General features: G+C 71.7%; 16 protein-coding genes and 1 pseudogene. 6 read left to right on the forward strand and 11 right to left on the reverse strand.

All coding sequences use genetic code 11. The features are described from left to right. Positions 1–69: 69 nt before the first annotated feature. The 4 genes from AC0VX6_RS08935 to AC0VX6_RS08950 all read right to left on the reverse strand — a co-directional run bounded on the left by AC0VX6_RS08935 (position 70) and on the right by AC0VX6_RS08950 (position 4,862). On the reverse strand, positions 70–1,197 hold the full coding sequence (locus AC0VX6_RS08935; RefSeq protein WP_274977012.1) for an MFS transporter: 1,128 nt from the start codon (positions 1,195–1,197) through the stop codon (positions 70–72). A 154-nt stretch (positions 1,198–1,351) separates the two neighbouring features. Beyond that, positions 1,352–2,884: a tripartite tricarboxylate transporter permease gene (locus AC0VX6_RS08940; protein ID WP_475469295.1), complete on the reverse strand. Its 1,533-nt coding sequence runs from the start codon at positions 2,882–2,884 to the stop codon at positions 1,352–1,354. Between the two features lie 5 nt (positions 2,885–2,889). Beyond that, entirely contained in the window at positions 2,890–3,864 is a 975-nt protein-coding gene (locus AC0VX6_RS08945) for a tripartite tricarboxylate transporter TctB family protein (RefSeq protein WP_475468074.1), read from the reverse strand. After that, positions 3,861–4,862, reverse strand: coding sequence for a Bug family tripartite tricarboxylate transporter substrate binding protein (locus AC0VX6_RS08950; protein WP_274977014.1), 1,002 nt, complete (start codon positions 4,860–4,862; stop codon positions 3,861–3,863). The genes AC0VX6_RS08945 and AC0VX6_RS08950 overlap by 4 nt, the downstream gene beginning before the upstream one ends. A 449-nt stretch (positions 4,863–5,311) precedes the next feature. Between AC0VX6_RS08950 and acnA the strand changes: the two genes are divergently transcribed. After that, positions 5,312–8,056 (forward strand): aconitate hydratase AcnA, encoded by a 2,745-nt coding sequence (gene acnA, locus AC0VX6_RS08955; protein ID WP_475468075.1) that lies wholly within the window; start codon positions 5,312–5,314, stop codon positions 8,054–8,056. A 211-nt stretch (positions 8,057–8,267) separates the two neighbouring features. On the opposite strand, the gene AC0VX6_RS08960 is transcribed toward acnA, so the two are convergent. The 4 genes from AC0VX6_RS08960 to AC0VX6_RS08975 all read right to left on the reverse strand — a co-directional run bounded on the left by AC0VX6_RS08960 (position 8,268) and on the right by AC0VX6_RS08975 (position 11,644). After that, on the reverse strand, positions 8,268–9,209 hold the full coding sequence (locus AC0VX6_RS08960) for a GntR family transcriptional regulator (protein WP_274977016.1): 942 nt from the start codon (positions 9,207–9,209) through the stop codon (positions 8,268–8,270). A gap of 98 nt (positions 9,210–9,307) precedes the next feature. After that, on the reverse strand, positions 9,308–10,141 hold the full coding sequence (locus AC0VX6_RS08965; protein ID WP_274977017.1) for an alpha/beta hydrolase: 834 nt from the start codon (positions 10,139–10,141) through the stop codon (positions 9,308–9,310). A gap of 326 nt (positions 10,142–10,467) precedes the next feature. Then, positions 10,468–10,785, reverse strand: coding sequence for a DUF397 domain-containing protein (locus tag AC0VX6_RS08970; RefSeq protein WP_475468077.1), 318 nt, complete (start codon positions 10,783–10,785; stop codon positions 10,468–10,470). Continuing rightward, a complete protein-coding gene (locus AC0VX6_RS08975) occupies positions 10,769–11,644 on the reverse strand; it encodes a helix-turn-helix domain-containing protein (RefSeq protein ID WP_475468078.1) in 876 nt (291 codons plus the stop codon). The genes AC0VX6_RS08970 and AC0VX6_RS08975 overlap by 17 nt, the downstream gene beginning before the upstream one ends. A gap of 246 nt (positions 11,645–11,890) precedes the next feature. On the opposite strand from AC0VX6_RS08975, the gene AC0VX6_RS08980 reads away from it, so the two are divergent. Then, positions 11,891–12,460 carry an ATP-binding protein gene (locus AC0VX6_RS08980; protein WP_475468080.1) on the forward strand — a complete coding sequence of 190 codons (570 nt, stop codon included), beginning with the start codon at positions 11,891–11,893 and terminating at the stop codon, positions 12,458–12,460. 163 nt (positions 12,461–12,623) lie between these two features. After that, positions 12,624–13,055, forward strand: a complete 432-nt coding sequence (locus tag AC0VX6_RS08985) for a hypothetical protein (RefSeq protein ID WP_475468082.1) — start codon at positions 12,624–12,626, stop codon at positions 13,053–13,055. Between the two features lie 214 nt (positions 13,056–13,269). Here the strand turns inward: AC0VX6_RS08985 and AC0VX6_RS08990 are convergent. After that, a pseudogene (locus AC0VX6_RS08990) lies at positions 13,270–14,344 on the reverse strand (alkene reductase). Between the two features lie 112 nt (positions 14,345–14,456). Between AC0VX6_RS08990 and AC0VX6_RS08995 the strand changes: the two are divergent. Further along, positions 14,457–14,834 (forward strand): MerR family transcriptional regulator, encoded by a 378-nt coding sequence (locus tag AC0VX6_RS08995; protein WP_274977023.1) that lies wholly within the window; start codon positions 14,457–14,459, stop codon positions 14,832–14,834. 100 nt (positions 14,835–14,934) lie between these two features. Here the strand turns inward: AC0VX6_RS08995 and AC0VX6_RS09000 are convergent, their stop codons facing one another. After that, positions 14,935–15,444 carry a hypothetical protein gene (locus AC0VX6_RS09000; RefSeq protein WP_274977024.1) on the reverse strand — a complete coding sequence of 170 codons (510 nt, stop codon included), beginning with the start codon at positions 15,442–15,444 and terminating at the stop codon, positions 14,935–14,937. A 302-nt stretch (positions 15,445–15,746) separates the two neighbouring features. Further along, on the reverse strand, positions 15,747–16,403 hold the full coding sequence (locus tag AC0VX6_RS09005; protein WP_274977025.1) for a TetR/AcrR family transcriptional regulator: 657 nt from the start codon (positions 16,401–16,403) through the stop codon (positions 15,747–15,749). A 54-nt stretch (positions 16,404–16,457) separates the two neighbouring features. Here AC0VX6_RS09005 and AC0VX6_RS09010 point away from each other — a divergent pair, with 54 nt between their 5' ends. Together AC0VX6_RS09010 and AC0VX6_RS09015 are read left to right on the forward strand one after the other, a co-directional pair. Beyond that, on the forward strand, positions 16,458–17,432 hold the full coding sequence (locus tag AC0VX6_RS09010; protein ID WP_274977026.1) for an alpha/beta fold hydrolase: 975 nt from the start codon (positions 16,458–16,460) through the stop codon (positions 17,430–17,432). 69 nt (positions 17,433–17,501) lie between these two features. Next, a complete protein-coding gene (locus AC0VX6_RS09015) occupies positions 17,502–17,798 on the forward strand; it encodes a hypothetical protein (RefSeq protein WP_047867669.1) in 297 nt (98 codons plus the stop codon). The last annotated feature ends 59 nt before the right edge of the window (positions 17,799–17,857 follow it).

Consider the following 17,857-nt stretch of genomic DNA (forward strand, 5'->3'; position numbering starts at 1 on the left):
TAGTCCGGAGAGCACACACGAATCTGACGCCTCGCGTCGCACACCCGCCCCGCGGGCCCCGGCGGCGGGTCAGACCTGCTTGGCCGCCGTGACCGCCGACGCCACGAGCACCACCGCGGCGAACCACAGCGCCCCGGGCGCGCCCACCGCGCCCGCGACCCCCGCTCCCACGGCCGGGATTCCGACCTGCCCGAGCCGGTTGCCCCAGATCCGCAGCGCCAGCGCGGCCCCGCGCGAGCCCTCCGGCGCGGCCGTGGCCACGGCCGACATCGTCAGCGGCTGCCCCAGGCCCAGCAGGAACCCCCCGACGGCCAGCACCGCCCCCAGCACGAACACGTTGCTGACCGGCAGGGCCACCGCCGCCATCGACAGGCCCGCGGCCCCGGCGCTGACCGCGATCAGCGTCTCGCGCGACCACCGCAGCACCAGCCGGGACAGCACCAGGCGGGACAGCAGCGAGAACCCCGCCCGCAGGCTCAGCAGGACGCCGACCGTCATCGGCGAGATGCCGCGGTTCTCGGCGACCAGCGGCAGGTAGGCGGTGAGGATGTCCACGGCCGAGAGCAGCGCCAGGCTGGCGAACAGCCCCGAGGGCAGGCCCGGCCTGCGCAGCAGTTCCCGCGCGGGGGTCCTCTCCGAGCCCTTCTTGCGCGAGGGCGCGGGCATGCGCACCCGGACGAAGGCCAGGATCGGCACCAGCCCCAGCCCGCCGATCACCGCGGCCAGGAGCAGGGCGGCGGAGGTGGCCGACAGCAGCGCGTCCCCCGAGGCGTCGGCCAGCATCGCGCCCGACAGCAGGGGGCCCACGAGCTGGCCCAGGGAGGCCGCCGCGGTGAACCACCCGAAGTCGCGGTCCAGGTTCCCCGGTGCGGCCAGGCGCGCGATGAGCCCCTGGCCCGCGACCATGCACAGCAGGTGGCCCATGCCCAGCACCGTGCTTGCCGCGGCGATCGCGAACAGGTCCGTGCCGTACGCCAGCAGCAGCGAGCCCGCGCCGAGCACCGCAGCGCCCAGGCCGACGATCCACGCCATGCGCCGGGACCGGTCGGTCGCCCGCCCCAGCGGGACCGCCACCAGCAGGGGCAGCAGCGCGTAGGCGGCGGTGACCAGCCCGACCGCCACGGCGTCACCGCCCAGGGCGATCGTCCGGTACGAGACCAGGGGACGGGCGAGGTTGAGCGCGGTGTGGGTGCACATGACGCTCAGTAACAGCGGCCAGAGCCACGACGCCCCCCTGACGCGGCCTCTTCCCAACGTTCTCTCCCCCTCGTCCGTGTGATCCCCGTCCGACGCCGCGGCGCCCCGGGGGCTGGGGGTCCCCCGGGACGTCCGATGACGTGACCATCAGGTTCTACACGGTGCCCACCCGGCTCCCGTCGGCCGGGGTGGCGGACCGGCGCCGGTCCCGCACCCGCTTGACCGCGAAGACCGCCACCACGGCCACGAGGATGGTGTAGATGCCGACCGCGATGCCGCTGTCGAACAGGATCGACACGTCGCCCTGGCTCGCGGCCATCGCCCGGCGCAGCTCGCTCTCGGCCAGCGGCCCCAGGATGACGCCGATCAGGACCGGCGCCACGGGGATGTCGTACCTGCGCATCAGGAGCCCCAGGGCGCCCACCGCGAACAGCAGGACGACGTCGAACACCGAGCCCTTGACCGAGTACACGCCCACCGTGGCGAAGACCATCAGCCCCGCGAACAGGTGGCGCTGGGGCAGGCGCAGGAGCCGCGCCCACAGCGGTGCGAAGGGCAGGTTGATCACCAGCAGCAGGAACGTGCCGATGAACATGCTGGCCAGCAGCGCCCAGACCAGGTCGCCCTCCTGCTCGAAGAGCAGGGGTCCCGGCTGCATCCCGTACTGCTGGAACGCCGCCAGCATCACGGCGGCCGTCGCGGACGTGGGCAGTCCGAGCCCGAGCAGGGGGACCATCGCGGTGGCCGTGGTCGCGTTGTTGGCCGCCTCCGGACCGGCCACGCCCTCGATCGCGCCCCGGCCGAACTCGCTGTTCCCGCGCCGTTTGGCCAGCGCCTTCTCGGCCCCGAAGGACAGGAAGGTGGGGATCTCCGAGCCGCCCGCGGGGACCACGCCGAAGGGCAGGCCCAGCGCCGTGCCCCGCAGCCACGGCTTCCAGGAGCGGCGCAGGTCCGCGCGCCCCAGCCACGGCGTGCCCGACGCCACCAGTTGACTCGCGGCGGCCCGCTTCGGCCGGAACCCGGTGTGCAGGACCTCGCCCACGGCCAGCAGTCCGACCGTGATCACGACGATGCTGACCCCGTCCAGCAGCTGCGGGACGCCCAGGGTCAGGCGGATCGCCCCGCTCTGGTCGTCGATGCCCACCACGCTGACCGCCAGGCCGATGCCCAGAGCGGCGATGCCCCGCAGGGGCGAGGAGGTCACGACGGCGGCGGTGCACACGAAGGCGAGGACGGCGAGCGCGAAGTACTCGGCCGGTCCGAACCCGAGCGCCAGGACCACCATGCGCTGGGCGAAGAAGGCCACCACGGTCGTGGCCACGATGCCGCCCACGAAGGAGCCGATCACCGCCGCCGCCAGAGCCTGGGAGGCCCTGCCGCGCCGCGCCATGGTGTGCCCCTCGAACGCGGTGGCGATCGAAGAGCTCTGCCCGGGGGTGTTGAGCAGGATGGACGTGGTCGCGCCGCCGAACTGCCCGCCGTAGTAGATGCCCGCGAACATGATGAACGCCGCGGTCGGCTCCAGCAGGAAGGTCAGGGGGAGCAGGAGGGCGACCGCCATGGACGAGCCCAGCCCCGGCAGGACGCCCACGGCCGTGCCCAGGACCACGCCGAGGAGGCACCACAGCAGGTTGACGGGGGTCAGGGCCTCGGCGAACCCCGACATCAGGAGGGAGAAGGTGTCCACGGTGTTCACAGGACCTTTCCGAGCAGGCCGCTGGGCAGCGACACGTCCAGCAGGCCGGAGAAGCAGATCTGCACGAGCGCGGCCAGGGCCACGGCCACGCACAGGTCCAGCAGGGGTGAGCGCCGGTCCAGGGCGAAGCTGACGCCCCAGAAGAGCAGGGTGCCCGAGAGCAGCCAGCCGAGCGGCTGGAGCAGCAGGACGTGGGCGGTCAGGGTCGCGGCCATGATGCCCAGGGTGCGCCAGTCGCCGTGTCCGCTCTTCGCGTCGTCGCTGGCCGCGTCGGCGTCGTCGGCGGCGGAGGTCGGATCGGTGCCGGTGGCCGCGCTATCGGTGCCGGCCTCGGCGGCGGTCGCGTTCGGAGCTGTGGCACTGGGCGCTGCGGAGGTTCCCGGGGAGTCGGAGGCCTCAGGGGAGTCGGTGGTTTCGGAGGTCCCCGTGGACTCCGGAGGCGCGGATACCCCGGAGACTTCTGGAGAAGTCGGTGCTGTCGGTGCCGCCGGGGTTGCGGTGGTCCCCGCGGACGGGGAGCGCCGCACGGCCAGGACCGCGCGCACCCCCGCCACGCACGCCGTGACGCCCAGGAGGGCGCCCACGGTCAGCGGGAAGAACTGCGGGCCCAGGAAGCCGCTGCTCTCCGGCACGCGGATCACCGTGCCGCCCACGAGCAGGAAGAGGGCCGTCACCAGGGTCACCGAGGGCACGGCCAGTGCCGTGCCGAGGGTGGCGGGCGCGGGGTCGGCCGTGGGCTCGGGCTCCGGGGCGGTGGTGTCGGCTCCGGTTCCGCCCTCGGCCTCCGTTCCGGCCCGGCCTCCGGCCACGCCCACGACGGCGTTCCCAGCGCCGGTTCCGTTGCCGTCCCCGGCCTCGGCCCGGGCGCTGACTCGCGTCTCGCTCCCGCTCCCGCTGGCGGGCCCGGTGTCCGTGCCGGTCTTCGCGTCGGTGTCCGGGGACTGCACCCCGGCGGGTCTTTCTCGGGTCACGACAGCCCCAATCCCTCGATGATCTGCTCCAGGCGCGCGGTCTCCTCGGTGAGGAACGCGTCGAAGTCCTCCCCGGCGACGAACGCCTCCCGCCACCCGAAGCGCTCCACGGCCTCCCGCCACTCCGGCGTCTCGACCAGCGCGTGGACCAGGTCCAGCAGGACCTCGCGCTGGTCCCCGTCCAGGCCGCCCGGCGCGGCCAGACCGCGCCAGTTGGCCAGGTCCAGGTCCATGCCCGCCTCGCGCAGCGTGGGGACGTCCACGCCGGGCAGCGGTTCGGCGGCGGAGACCGCCAGCGCCCGCACTTCCCCGGCCTCGATCTGCGACTGGAAGCCGTTGTAACTGGACACCGCGATGTCGGAGGTGTGCGACAGCAGGGAGGTGAGCACCTCGCCGTCGCCCGAGTAGACGATGTAGTTCAGCTCGGAGGGCGGGATCCCGAGCCCGTCGAGCATGAGCGCGGCCAGCAGGTGGTCCGAGGTGCCGATGGCGCCCCCGCCCACCACGAGGTCGCGGGGCGCCTCGGTCCAGGCCGCGGCCAGGTCCTCCAGGGTCCTCAGCGGGGAGTCCCGGCGGACCGCGACCACGATGTAGTCCTCGGCCAGCCGGGCCAGCGGCGTGATATCGGCCAGGGTGGTCCGCGAACCGGTGATCTCGATGCCGCCCAGGATCGAGCTGCCCATCACCATGAGCACGTCGCCGCGCCCGCGCTGCTGGGCCGTGTGGTTGAGGCCCACGGTTCCGCCGCCACCGGGCAGGTTGAGCACCTCGACCCCGCTGGCCAGGCCGTTCTGCTGGAGCGCGTACTGCGTCTGCCGGGCGACGGTGTCGAAGCCGCCGCCCGCCGCGGCGGGAACCACGACCTCCAAGCGCCCACCGCCCGTACCCGCTTCACGGGAGGCCTCGCCTGAGCGGACCTCCACCAGGGCACCGGCGAGGGCGACCGCTCCGATCGCACCCGCGATCGCCTCGCGTCGGCTCGGAGCCGTTATCTGCATTGCTCTCCCCCACGGATCGTGTGACCGGCGCCCGGTCCCTGCGTGACGTGCGCCTCGTGAGGCGGGGCACACACCTGGAGATATTGCACCAAGATTAACGCGAGTGCAATATGCGGAAGCCGAGATCAGCGCTCGTCACCCCTCGGAAACCTCCCGGTTCGCCCTGCGTGGGGCCGGGGTCCGACGGGGCTGCGGACGGTGCGGAGTACGGTGCCCCGGCCCAGGTGAGCTCGTGTTCCTGTCGAGTTCCGAGCATTCGAAGCCGATGCAAGTGCAGTGCCGGGGCGGAGCGGGCGAGTCGGTCGCGGCCTGGAGGGGCGCCTCCGGGTGCCGGGCGGCCGCTCCCGGGGGCTGGCTCCACCAGGTGTTTCCGCTTTGTACTAGACTCGTTGCTAGAACAATCATGGTGTCCGGGAACCGGAGCACCCGAGGACCAGCGTGGGGAGACGATGGACGACTCCGTGGCCACAACCGCCGGAACCGCCGCGACGGCGGTACTCAACGCGGCCGGAAGCGAGTTCCGCTACGTGGCGCTCGACCGGCTGCTCACCCCCGAGAAGCTGGACCGCACGCCCTACACGGTCCGCGTCCTGGTGGAGAACGTGGCCCGCCGGGCGCCCGGGGCCCTGCCCGCGGTGCTCGCCCGCGTGCGCTCGGGCCGCGGGGACTGCGAGGTCCCCTTCCACCCCAACCGGATGATGCTGCACGACACCACGTGCCTGCCCACCCTCACCGACCTGGCCGCGCTGCGCGACACGGTCACCGAACTGGGCGGCGACGCCGCGGACGTCAACCCGGTGATCGCCACCGACCTGGTCGTGGACCACTCCGTGATCGCCGAGGCGCACGGTTCGGCCGCCGCCTTCGCCCGCAACCTCGACATCGAATTCCGCCGCAACGCCGAGCGGTACGAGTTCGTCAAGTGGGCCGAGCGCAGTGTGCGCGGGTTCCGCGTGGTCCCCCCGGGCCGGGGCATCATCCACCAGGTCAACATGGAGACCCTCGCCCGCGTGGTCTGGCGCGAGGACGGCGGCGACGGCCCCGACCTCCTGCACCCCGACGTCCTCGTGGCCACCGACAGCCACACGCCGATGATCAACGCCATCGGCGTCCTGGGCTGGGGCGTGGGCGGCCTCCAGGCGCAGGCCGCCATGCTCGGCGAACCCGTGATGCTCAACTTCCCCGAGGTCGTCGGCGTCCGGCTCACCGGGGCCCTGCGGCGCGGCGTCACCGCCACCGACCTGGCGCTGACGCTGACCGAACTGCTGCGCGCGACGGGCGTCGTGGACGCGTTCGTGGAGTTCTGCGGACCGGGGATCGACGGCCTGCCCTGGTCGGCCCGCGCGGCGGTGGCGAACATGGCGCCCGAGTACGGCGCCACGTGCGCCTACTTCCCCTACGACCGCGAGGTCCGCGACTACCTGCTCCTGACCGGCCGCGAGGACGGGCACGTGGAGGCGGTGGACGCCTACATGCGCGCCCAGGGGCTGGTGCGCGGCGTGGACTCCCCGGAGCCGCGCTTCGACCGGCTCGTGGAGTTCGACCTGGACGCGGTGGAGCCCTGCCTGGCCGGGCCGCACCGCCCCGACCAGCGCGTTCCGCTGTCCCGGGTGCCCGCCTCCTTCCTGGAGACCGCGTCCGCGCCGGAGAGCGCTCCTGTCCCGGAGAACGCTCCGGTGCCGGACGCGGTCGCCTCCCCGGCTCCTGTCCCGGACGGCGCGGCGGCCCCGGTGAAGGGGGAGGACGTCTTCGGCGAGCCCCTCCCGCGCGGACCGGTGGGCATCGCCTCCATCACCAGCTGCACCAACACCGCCAACCCCGCGCTCATGATCCAGGCGGGCCTGCTCGCGGCGCGGGCCATGGAACGCGGCCTGCGCGTCAAGCCCTGGGTCAAGACCACCCTGTCCCCGGGCTCGCGGGTGGTCGTCGGCTACCTGGAGAAGGCCGGGCTGATGGAGCCCCTGGAAGCGGCCGGTTTCCACACCGTCGGTTTCGGCTGCATGACCTGCATCGGCAACTCCGGCCCCCTGGTCCCCGAACTGGAGGCGCTTGCAGGCGAGGGCCTGGAGGCCGCGGCCGTGCTGTCCGGCAACCGCAACTTCCCCGGCCGGGTCAACCCCCGCGTCTCGCACGCCTACCTGGCCTCGCCGCCCCTCGTCGTGGCCTACGCCCTGGCCGGAACGGTCCTGCACGACTTCGCCGCCGAGCCCCTGGGCCGCGACCGCGACGGGAACCCGGTGTACCTGGCGGACCTGTGGCCCGGGGACGAGGAGGTCGCGCGCGTCGCGGAGAAGGCCGTCGACCCGCAGGCCTTCCGGGAGAACGCCGCCGCGGTCTGGGAGGGCACCGAGCAGTGGCGGGCGCTGGACGCGTCCGGGAGCACGCACTTCCCCTGGAACGGGCGCTCCACCTACATCCGCAGGCCGCCCTACCTCACCGGCGTGCGCCCCGAACCCGGCAGCGAGGTCCGCGTCGAGGACGCCCGCGTCCTGCTGTGGCTGGGCGACCACGTCACCACAGACCACATCTCACCGGCCGGGGCCATCCCCCGCAACAGTCTTGCGGGCGCCTACCTGCGGGAACTGGGCACCGAACCGCGCGACCTCAACCAGTACTCCACCCGGCGCAGCAACCCCGAGGTGATGCTGCGCGGCGCCTTCACCAACCCGGCCGTGGCCAACCTGCTCCTGCCGGAGGGCGAACGCGCCCGGGGAGGACACGCCCGCGTCCTCGACGGCTCGCGCGTGGAACCGGTCTTCCACGCCGCCGCGACCTACCGCGAGGCCGGGGTGGACCTGGTGGTCCTGGCGGGCCGGTCCTACGGGACGGGGTCGAGCCGCGACGTCGCGGCCAAGGTCCAGGCCCTGCTGGGCGTGCGGGCGGTGGTTGCGGAGAGCTTCGAGCGCATCCACCGCAGCAACCTCATCGGCATGGGGGTCCTGCCGCTGCTGTTCCCCGAGGGGACCACCGCGGCCGACCTGGAACTCGACGGCAGCGAACGGCTGACCGTCCTCGGGCTCGGCGGGATCGGCGTGGGGGTGACGCCGCTCGTCCTCAGGGTCGCCGGGTCCGACGGGAGCGCGCGGGAGCACACCGTGCTGCTGCGCCTGGACTCGGGGCACGAGGTCGCCTACCTGCGGCACGGGGGCACGATGCCCTACGTGGCGCGCCGCTTCGCGGACCGCCCCGCCTGAGACCGTCCCGTCCTGGGCCGTCCCCGACCGGCGGACGCCTGCGTGCCCGAGTCCACCTCGGACCGGTGAACGCCTGCGCGCTCGGCCCGCCGGGCTGGGGGCGCGGCGATCCCCGGCGACGGACGTCCGCGCACCCGGGGCCGGTCCCCGGTCAGGGCCTTCTCCGGTCAGGTCCGCACGCGGGCACGCCCGGTCGCGGGGCCGCCGCCCGTCACAGCAGGGCGGGCGGCTCCGCGCCGATCCCGGTCTTGATCCACCGGACCCGGTCCAGGTGCGCGTGCAGGGCCCGGGACGCCTCCTCGATGCGCCCCTCCCCGAGCAGGTCCATCAGGAGCAGGTGCTCGCGGGCCTGGTGCACCATCCGCGTGCGGTCCACCTGGTGGCGGTACTCGATGAGCCTGCGCACCCGGTTCTGCCGACGCACCGCGTCGAGCAGGACCGGGTTGTTCGCACACCCCACGAGCATCTCGTGGAACTCCGCCCCCGTCTGGAACAGGGTGCCGCGCGCGGACGACAGCGCCCTGCCCCGCACCAGGCCCTCCTGGCGCTCCCGGTGGAGCGCGAAGGCCTCCGCGTCCACCGCGAACCCCGGCTCCAGCAGGGCGGCGGGCTCCACGATCATCCGGAACCTGTAGCTGTGGTCGTGCCCCTGCGCGGTGGACAGCACCTCCTGGAACTCCCAGCCGCGGCCCGCCCGCCGCCGCACCAGGTCCTCGGCCTCCATCCGGACCAGGACCTGCTGCACGTGCCGGGCCGCCACCCCGTGGCGGCGCGCGATCTCCGCGGCGGTGAACTCCCGGTCGAGCCGGTCGTTGAGGAAGTCGTCCACCACGCGGAAGTACAGGTCCTCCTGCCCGTCCCGCTCCGGCACGGCGTCCACCGAGGCCAGTTCGCTGCCCGGCCTGGTGAGGAAGTACCCCCGGTTCGGGATGTGCTCGACGATGCCCATCTCGTCCAGCAGCGCCAGCGCGCGCCGGACCGGGGACCGCGACACCTGGAGCCGGTCGGCGATCCACTGCTCGGTCAGGTGCGCGCCCTCGTCCAGGCCGCCCGTCCGCGCCAGCTCGCTGATCTGGGTCGCGAGCGAGAGCGCGAGCGCGGAGGCCCGGCCGTCCCCGTTCTTCCTGGCGCCCGTCTCGACTGCTCCGGTCATGCACGTCCCCGTCGTGTGGCTGCGTTCCCTCCCTATGATGCCGGTGCTTTCCGGCCGGGGGCGCGGGCGCCCGAGGTCGGGCTTTCGGGACCGGAGTGTCAGGAGCCGTCCAGTTCCCGGGCCAGGGCCTCGCCCAGCCAGGCCCGGGCCCTGTCCAGGTAGTCGTGGGCGATGGAGGTCTTGGCGCCCCAGGAGTCGAACCCGTGGGGAGCACCGGGCTCCAGGTAGAAGGTCGTGTCCACCCCGGCGTCGCGCAGCCTGTGCGCGTACTCGCGGGACTCGTTGTGGAAAAGGTCGATGTCGCCGACACCGATCCAGGCGGGCGGCAGGCCGCTGAGGTCCTCGCGGCGTGCGGGCACGGCGTAGCGCGGGACCGCGGCAGCGCCGGGTTCGGCGCCCAGGTAGGAACGCCAGCCGAAGCGGTTGACCTCGTTGTTCCAGATGCGGTGGCGGACCCTGTCCAGGTCGCGCCGGGCGGCGGTGCGGTCGTCGAGCATGGGGCACAGCAGCCACTGGCCGACCGGTTGCGTGCCGCCCTCGTCGTGCAACCGTTGGACGAGCGCGGCGGTGAGGCCGCCGCCCGCGCTCTGGCCGCCGACCGCCACGCGCGCGGGGTCCACGCCCAGGGAGGCGGCGTTGTCCTGGAGCCAGGTCCAGGCGGCGTGGCAGTCGTCCAGGGCGGCGGGATAGGGGTCCTCGGGGGCCATGCGGTACTCGGCGGAGACGACGGTGATACCCAGTTGGCGGGCGGTGGCGTTGCACAGCGGATCGTCCTGCACGGCGCGGCCCATGACCAGGCCGCCGCCGTGGATCCAGACGAGGGCGCCGTCCGAGCGCTGCTCGTCGGGGCGGTAGACCCGTACGCCGGGGGCCGCCTCCTCGGGGAGTTCCATGGTGACGCCGGGCAGTTCCTGGGCGTCCAGGTCTTCCATCAGTTTGCGTGTGAGTTGCAGGGCCCAGGGGCGGTGTACGGGGATTTCCGGTGAACGGAGTAGGGGGCCGCGCAGCTCCGGTGCCACCCTCGACAGCTTCACGACAGCGGTCCTGGAACGGTGGTCGTCGGCACGGGGCCTCCCTCGGTTCGCGGGCGGGCGAGCAGGGCGTCGCGCCGTCCGCCGCCGGGCGGCGCGGATGCCGTCCGGAGCATACCGGAATGCGTTGTGGGGGTGGATGCCCTGGTCGCCCGGTCGCGGTTCTGGAGGGCACGACCGGGCGACCAGGCGCAGGGGCCAGGTGCGGCAGGGGATGACTGCTCTGGCTACCGGGAGAGGGCGGCGTTGAGGAAGCCGGTCCACTCGGTGGCGGGGAAGGGGAGGTGTCCGGCGTCGGGGTGCTTGGAGTCGCGGATGGCTGCGCCGCAGGGAAGGTCGGCTACCTCCACGCAGTTGCCCCCCGTCTGCCCGCTGTAGCTGCTCTTCCGGAAGTCGGTGGGAAGGTGAGCGACCTCTACGCAGTTGCCACCGGTTTCTCCGTTGTAGCTGCTCTTACGGAAGTTCGTGGGGATCTGAGCAACCTCAACGCAGTTCTGGGCATGGCCGCTGTAGCTGCTCTTACGGAAGTCAAGGACGGTGGTCATGAGGGCTCTCTAGGGACTTCATGATGCTGGTGATGAGATCGGCGGAGCGCACTGTACTCAGGGCAGACCCCTGGATGTCACTGAAGGTAGCACTGTGAGCTTCAACCTCCTCCTGGTCCTCAAGGAAGAGCCCGTTGGATGCGGTGTCGATGTACACGATGGGGAGATCTAGCGGGTCAGGAAACTCCAGGATGGTGAAGGGAGCACACAGGCCAGCATGTGATCCAGCATCAGCAGGGAGTACCTGAAGGTCGATGTTAGATAGCTGAGCCATGTGATGTAGGTAGGCAAGCTGCTCCTTGAGAACCTTCACGCTGCCAATCTGCTTGTGAAGAGCGCTCTCCTCGATGACCGCTCGGAGCCGAGCGGGATGGTGGCGAACCAAGATCTCGCGGCGAACCATGCGCGCCTCAGCTTTTTTCTTCATGATTTCGGGGTCCGCGAACCTGCGCCCTCGTAGTAGAGCTTCGGCGTAGTCGGGCGTTTGCAGTAGCCCTGGCACCATCTGCGCTTCGAAAGTGCGGATCACTGACGCCTCAGCTTCGAAGTCGGGTAGGGCGCGTTCGGTGAAGACCTCTTTGTACTTGGACCACCAGCCTCGTTGACGTGCGTCCTTTGCAAGCGCATGCATGGATGCTCGCTTGCCAGGGTCGGTGATCTCGTAGAGGTCCATCAGCTTGTTGAGATCTTCCGCTTTTATGCGTTTAGTCTCGGTTGTCTCCATCTTGGAGACTTTTCCAGAGCTCCACCCGTACTTGTTGCCGACCTGGGTGGCGGTGTACCCAGTCGCTTCTCGGGATTGGCGAAGCATTGTTGCCAGGCGGCGAAGTCGGAGGGTTGGGCTGTTGGCAGGGGTCATGGCAACACCCTAGCGAAAAAATTCAGGATGGTAGAGATCTGGCTTGAAAACTCTACGATTGCTAGTTATCTTTCTCTACGATTGCTAGTTATCTTTGGGGTGTGGTCGTGACCAGTCCATCACGCAGAGTTCATTCTGGTCAGGCTACGCCTTGCCCGTGCCGCGCATCACGTCAACCGTGAGACTCCTCCGACGGGCCTACGAAACCCCTGCTCATGTCCTGCCATGCCAAGGAGCGTGTTCGTCATGCCTGCAAAAGCCCCGGTGTCCATGCCCGCGCCCGTACCCGTGCTGGGTGAGGCCACCGTGCCGCTGTCCAGCTTCATCCAGCCCGCGCACCGCCACTACTTCACCGGTCAGCCCGAGCGGCCCAACTACCGGATGCGCCGCTACAACTTCGCGGGGACTCCGGCGGTGATGCCCTTGGTCCGGGCGTTCCTGGACACCTGTGCCGCCGCCCGCTGTGCTGACTACCGCTACCTCTTCACCCTTCTGGGCAGCGAACTCGCCAACAACGCGATCCGCCACAGCCCCTCCGGTCGTCCCGGGGGCAGCTACAGCCTCCTGGTTCACCGCCACCGGGAGGGCCTGCACCTGGCCTGCCGCGATCGGGGCGGCCTGCGCGAGCACGACGCCCACCTGACGCCCAAGGCGAACGGCCTGAACCTGGACGCCGAATCCGGTCGGGGTCTGGCGATGGTGAACGCCTTCGCCTCCGAGTGGGGCGACAACGGCAACGCGGAGTTCCGCACGGTGTGGTTCTACCTGGCCTACGACCTGACCGGCAGCCGGTGGAACGCCTCCACCGGCAACTGACATCGGTAACTGCCACCAACGACTGACACCGGTAACCGACCACTGAGCTTCGCGCTCTGACATGTCGATGACATGAGACGGGCCCAGGTAAGCGCGCCAACGCTTCTCCCGGGCCCTGAATCCCCAACACCCAACACGGTCATATGCAAGGAAAGAGGATCTGATGCAGAACCCTATCCCGGCGCCCAGGCGTTCGGACGATGTTCGGCCGATCCGACCGACCCGCCCCGTCCGCCCGCTCCCGCGCCGTACCCCGCTCGTCGGCCCGGTTCGCCCCGTCTGCGACCACCCCTCCTGCCGGGTGCGCCGCGCCCAGCGGCTTCCACACCTGGGCGGCCACCGCGCCGAGTTCATCCGCGAACACGCCCAGGCCGCCGTTCTCCAGGCCCGGCACCGCCACCTGATCATCTATTTCGGTGAAGCCACCCAGTCGTTCTGGGCCGTCACTTCCACCGGACTTCTGGAAGCACCGAACGTAGACGCACTCCTCCTCGCCCTGTGGCCGCAGCCGCGCCGCACCCTGGACGCCGACCCGCCCGCCGCCCGCCCCCGGACGCGGGCGCTGGGCGGCACGCGGGTTTCCGCCATGGCCTGACGACATCCGCTTTCGCCTGCAAGATCTGCATCCGGCTTCCAACCAGCGCGGCCCTTCCGGGAACCTTCCCGGAGGGCCGCCGCGTTCTCCGCGCTTCCTCCGCTGCCTTGCGTCCTCCACACGAATTTCCATGCGGACTTACAGACCTGGGCTTCGGAGCCGAACAGGACCAGGACCGGGCCGGAGAACCGGGCGGAGCCGCAGGACCCCCGATCTACGCGCTGTACTGGTACGCCGGGTAGGTCAGGTAGCCCCGTTCGCCGCCCTGGTAGTAGGTCTCCTCGTCCGCCGGCGCGATCGGCAGCCCGGTGCGCAGCCGTTCCACCAGGTCGGGGTTGGCGATGAACGAGCGGCCGAAGCTGATGAGGTCGGCCCCCAACCCGAGCCAGTGGTCTGCTTCGGTCCGGCCGACCTGCTTGGGGCCCATGGGGTGCACGGGGTTCATGATGAGGGTGCCCGACCAGACGCGGCGCAGTTCCAGCAGCAGTTCCTCGTCGGTGGTGGCTTCGAGGTGGACGTAGGCCACCCCGATCCGGGCCAACTCGGCCAGCAGCGCGGTGTACATCTCCAGGACGTTCGTCTCCTGCACCCCCCAGAACCCCGCGCCGGGGGGAGAGGCGGATACCGGTGCGCTCCGGGCCCACGGCGTCGGCGGTGGCGGTGGTGGCCTCGACGGCGAACCGGATGCGGTTGGCCACCGAGCCCCCGTAGGAGTCGGTGCGCAGATTGGCGTTGTCGGAGAGGAACTGCGAGATCAGGTAGCCGTTGGCGCCGTGCAGCTCGACCCCGTCGAACCCGGCGGCCACGGCGCGGCGGGCTGCCCGGGCGTAGGACCCGGCGTGCTCGGGCACCTCGGCCTCCGTCATCGCACGCGGCATCGGAGCGGGCTGGCGGCCGGTCAGGGTGAACACGTCCCCGACCGCGGGAACCGCCGAGGGGCCGAGCGGCTGCGTTCCGGTGGTCTCGGGGTGCGAGACGCGCCCGCCGTGCATGATCTGGGCGAAGATACGGCCGCCGTTGGCGTGCACCGCTTCGGTCACCGGCTTCCAGGAGGCGACCTGCTCGTCGGTGTACAGGCCAGGCGTTCCCGGGTTGGACTGCCCCACCAGGCTCGGCTGCACCCCCTCGGAGACGATGAGCCCCGCTGTCGCGCGCTGGGCGTAGTAGGCCGCCATGGACGGTGTCGCCAGCCCGCCCTCCGCGGCGCGGACACGGGTCATCGGCGCCATCACGACCCGGTTGGGCAGGTGCGGGTCGGCGAGCCGGTAGGGCTGGAAGATGCTGGTCACGACAGGTTCTCCTCCGTGGGCGGTGTGCTCCGGTCGGGCACGTCGACTACGCTAAAACCTGACATTGATGTGAGGGGCAAGAGGCTGTGTCGCGGGTCACGGGGGAGGAAGCGTGCGCATTGGGGAACTCGCCAGGCGGACGGGTGTGAGCGTCCGGTCCCTGCGCTACTACGAGGAGCAGGGGCTGCTCACCAGCACCCGCAGCGCCAGCGGGCAGCGGCACTACACCGAGGCCGCCGTCGAGCGCGTCGCCTTCGTCCAGCGGCTGTACGCCGCCGGGCTCTCCAGCCGCACCATCTACGAAGTGCTGCCCTGTGCCGAGGCGCCCAGCGAGCGCAACTCCGACGCGGCGATGGAGCGCATGGCCCAGGAGCGCGACCGGCTCACCGAGCACATCGCCGAACTGGTCCGCACCCGGGATGTGCTCGACGGCGTGATGGACACGGCCCGCGCCTACCGGGAGCGGTTCCGCTCCGGCGCCGCCGCCTGACCCGTTCCGTCTGATCGCGCCCGGCCCCGCGCCCCGGAGCCGCCACGCCCGTCGGTTCGGCCCCGGCCCTGTGGCCGACCGGGCCGGGGCCGAACAGCGGTCAGCAGCGGTAGGTGGTGCCGTTGGCGGCGCTGCCCCAGTTGCAGGAGCTGATGGTGCCCGCGCTGGCGTTGTTGTCGGCACTGCCGGGGCGCTTCAGGCGCAGGTCGGGGTTGCGGCTGGTGCTGCTGTTGAGCAGCACGTGGCGGGCGTAGCCCCGGTAGATCTGGTGGTTGCCGTTGGAGTCGCGCCGGTTGGTGCCACTGCCGGTGCGCACGTAGGCCGTCGCACCCGCAGGCAGGTTGTAGGAGGGCAGCGGTCGCCCGTAGGTGTTGGTGGTGATGTCGGGGACGTACCCGCCCACGTTCACGGTGCGCGTGGTGACGTTCCTGATGAGGAAGTACTCGCCGTTGACATTGCTGGAGGTGTCCGACCCGGCGGCGTTGGGGCGCACGTGCGTGATCATCAGCGCCCCGGTGGTGGAGGCGGCCTGTGCCGGGGTCGACAGCAGGGAGGCGGCGGTGACGGCGGCCGCGGCGATCGCGGCGGCGCGCAGGGCAAGACGTGGCATGGACGCTCCTGAGGGGCTGATGGAAGCGTCATCGTCGCAGGCGCCGTGTCGCATGCGCGGCCTTTTGGAAGTATTTGGCCTGCTTTGGCCAACGTGTACACCTGTCCGGTGGGACCGCGTCCGTGACCGCGCTGACCGGTCCCGCCGCCGAGGCCGCCGGGACCGGGGCTCCGGTACGCCGCCCGGGTCCGCTCTGCGGTCGTCCGCCCCGAAGTCGTTGTCAGGGCGGACGCGGACGTGCCCCGGCGGGGGTCACGGGTGGGGAACGCGGGCGTGGAAGCCCCGTGCCGGTTCGCCGCCGGTCAGGAGAAGAGAACGCCGTCGAGCATGGCGACCAGTCCCTCGGCCGCCGCGAGCGGGTCGTAGTCGGGGTGGTCCAGGTGCTCGGCCACGATCGCGTCCATGCCGCCGCCGACGATCAGCGCCGTGGTGCGCAGGTCCGGCCCCTCCGTGCCCGGGTCCGCCCCGCGCGCCCGCCGGGCGGCCGCCATCAGGTCCGCCAGGGGACGCCAGCGCTGGCTGGAGCGGCGGTCCTCGTCGCTCACCGCCGCGATGACCACCCGGGTGTGCCCCGGGTGGTCGCGCAGGTAGCCGACCATCGAGCGGATGTAGGCGGCGGGGGCCCGTTCGGCGTCGACGCTCTCCACGGCCCGGCCCACGTGCTCGACCAGGCCGCTGAGCGCGCTCTCGTGCGCCGCGCGCACCAGGGCGTCCTTGGAGCGGAAGTGGTACAGCACCGCCGCCTTGGTGATCCCCGCGGCCTCGGCGATGCGGGCCAGCGAGGTCGCCGCGTCCCCGTGTTCGGCGATGAGCCCGACTGTGACGTCGATGAGCTGCGCGCGCCTCGCCTGCTCGGTCAGCGTGGGCCTGCGGGGTCCGCGCTCGCGCTCCCGTGGCTGCCCTTCTGCCTGCTCGTGCCCCTGTTCGGGCTCCCGCGACCGGGGGTTCTCTCTTGTCATGACTCCAGAACTTACCGTATGGTCAGATTACTTACCAAGCGGTTAGGGGTTGTCATGCAGAAGAAGAAGCGCAACCGGTGGATCATCGTGGCGTGCGCCGTGGTCGTCGCGGTGCTCCTCGCCGCGGTCGCCCTGCGCACGCCCTCACCGGTGGGGCACTGGCGCTCGGCCGAGGGGCGGGACGCCTTCATGCGCACCTACGAGGCCGCGATGGCCGACCTGCCCCGGCCCGACGCCGAGATCGACGTGCGCACCGACTACGGAATCGTGCGGATGTACCGCTTCGAGGGCACGGGGGACAGGGAGGAACCGCTGGTCCTGCTGCCCGGCCGGGCGGCGCCCTCGCCGGTCTGGGCGGACAACCTGCCCTCCCTGCTGGAGGTCGGGGACGTCTACACGGTCGACCTGCTGGGCGAGCCCGGGATGAGCGTGCAGGAGCGGCCGATCGAGGACGACGCCGACCAGGCGGCGTGGCTGCACCAGGCCCTGGACGGTCTGCCCGAGGAGGGGTTCCACCTGGTGGGGCTGTCGATCGGCGGCTGGACGGCGACCAACCTGGCCGTCCGCGAGCCCTCGCTGGTGGCCTCGTTGACGCTGGTCGACCCGGTGTTCGTCTTCGACGACATGCCCGTGGAGGCGATCCTGCGCTCCCTGCCCGCCTCGCTGCCCTGGCTGCCGCGCTCCTGGCGCGAGGACTTCAACTCCTGGACCGCGGGCGGCGCTCCGGTGGAGGACGTTCCGGTCGCCCGGATGATCGAGTCCGCCATGCAGAACTACGCGCTCAAGCTGCCCCCGCCCGGCAGGGTCAGCGAGGAGGCCCTCACGGACCTGGACGTGCCCGTGCTGGCGTTCGTCGCCGGACGGTCGGTGATGCACGACCCCGACACCGCCGCGGCCACCGCCGAGCGCGCCCTGCCCCACGGCACGGTGGAGGTCTACCCGGAGGCCTCACACGCGATCAACGGCGAGTACCCCGAGGAGCTGGCCGCCGACATCGCCGCCTTCCTGGAGGAGGCGGACCGGACCTGAACCGGGCGATGACCGGCCCTGGGGACAGCGGCGCGCTTGTCCGGGACCGATCGCGGGCACCACACGGACATGCCCGAACGCACCGAGGACGGACGCTACGTCGTGGTCTCCGGCCGACGTTGGCGCGCGAGCGACCCGCAGTTGCCGGAACCGGTACGCGAGCGCCTGGTGAGACACCTGATGTCCGCGCGCAGGGACGTGGCCGCCGCGCTGCGCACCGGGGACACCGGTGCCGAGGGGCGTGCGCGCGCACGTGTGGCCCTGGCCAAGGAGGGCCTGGGCGAGCGCGGAACGCCCTGGTGGGAACTGCCGGAGGCCGACCGCCGCCACCGCTGGGAGGACGCGCTGCGCCGCCTGGACCCCTGAGGATCCGTTTTCGAAGGGTTTGTCTGCCAGCGCGGAAGAAATTACTTCACCGTTCTGGC

The sequence above is a fragment of the Nocardiopsis sp. iso_25 genome, assembly GCF_056173305.1.

What these genes read in the sequence shown, in the direction of transcription:
- AC0VX6_RS08935 (WP_274977012.1), bottom strand. Translation starts at nt 1,197, where the DNA reads ATGTGCACCCACACCGCGCTCAACCTCGCCCGTCCCCTGGTCTCGTAC.
- AC0VX6_RS08950 (WP_274977014.1), bottom strand. Translation starts at nt 4,862, where the DNA reads ATGCAGATAACGGCTCCGAGCCGACGCGAGGCGATCGCGGGTGCGATC.
- acnA (WP_475468075.1), top strand. Translation starts at nt 5,312, where the DNA reads ATGGACGACTCCGTGGCCACAACCGCCGGAACCGCCGCGACGGCGGTA.
- AC0VX6_RS08960 (WP_274977016.1), bottom strand. Translation starts at nt 9,209, where the DNA reads ATGACCGGAGCAGTCGAGACGGGCGCCAGGAAGAACGGGGACGGCCGG.
- AC0VX6_RS08965 (WP_274977017.1), bottom strand. Translation starts at nt 10,141, where the DNA reads ATGGAAGACCTGGACGCCCAGGAACTGCCCGGCGTCACCATGGAACTC.
- AC0VX6_RS08970 (WP_475468077.1), bottom strand. Translation starts at nt 10,785, where the DNA reads ATGACCACCGTCCTTGACTTCCGTAAGAGCAGCTACAGCGGCCATGCC.
- AC0VX6_RS08975 (WP_475468078.1), bottom strand. Translation starts at nt 11,644, where the DNA reads ATGACCCCTGCCAACAGCCCAACCCTCCGACTTCGCCGCCTGGCAACA.
- AC0VX6_RS08980 (WP_475468080.1), top strand. Translation starts at nt 11,891, where the DNA reads ATGCCTGCAAAAGCCCCGGTGTCCATGCCCGCGCCCGTACCCGTGCTG.
- AC0VX6_RS08985 (WP_475468082.1), top strand. Translation starts at nt 12,624, where the DNA reads ATGCAGAACCCTATCCCGGCGCCCAGGCGTTCGGACGATGTTCGGCCG.
- AC0VX6_RS09000 (WP_274977024.1), bottom strand. Translation starts at nt 15,444, where the DNA reads ATGCCACGTCTTGCCCTGCGCGCCGCCGCGATCGCCGCGGCCGCCGTC.
- AC0VX6_RS09005 (WP_274977025.1), bottom strand. Translation starts at nt 16,403, where the DNA reads ATGACAAGAGAGAACCCCCGGTCGCGGGAGCCCGAACAGGGGCACGAG.
- AC0VX6_RS09010 (WP_274977026.1), top strand. Translation starts at nt 16,458, where the DNA reads ATGCAGAAGAAGAAGCGCAACCGGTGGATCATCGTGGCGTGCGCCGTG.
- AC0VX6_RS09015 (WP_047867669.1), top strand. Translation starts at nt 17,502, where the DNA reads ATGCCCGAACGCACCGAGGACGGACGCTACGTCGTGGTCTCCGGCCGA.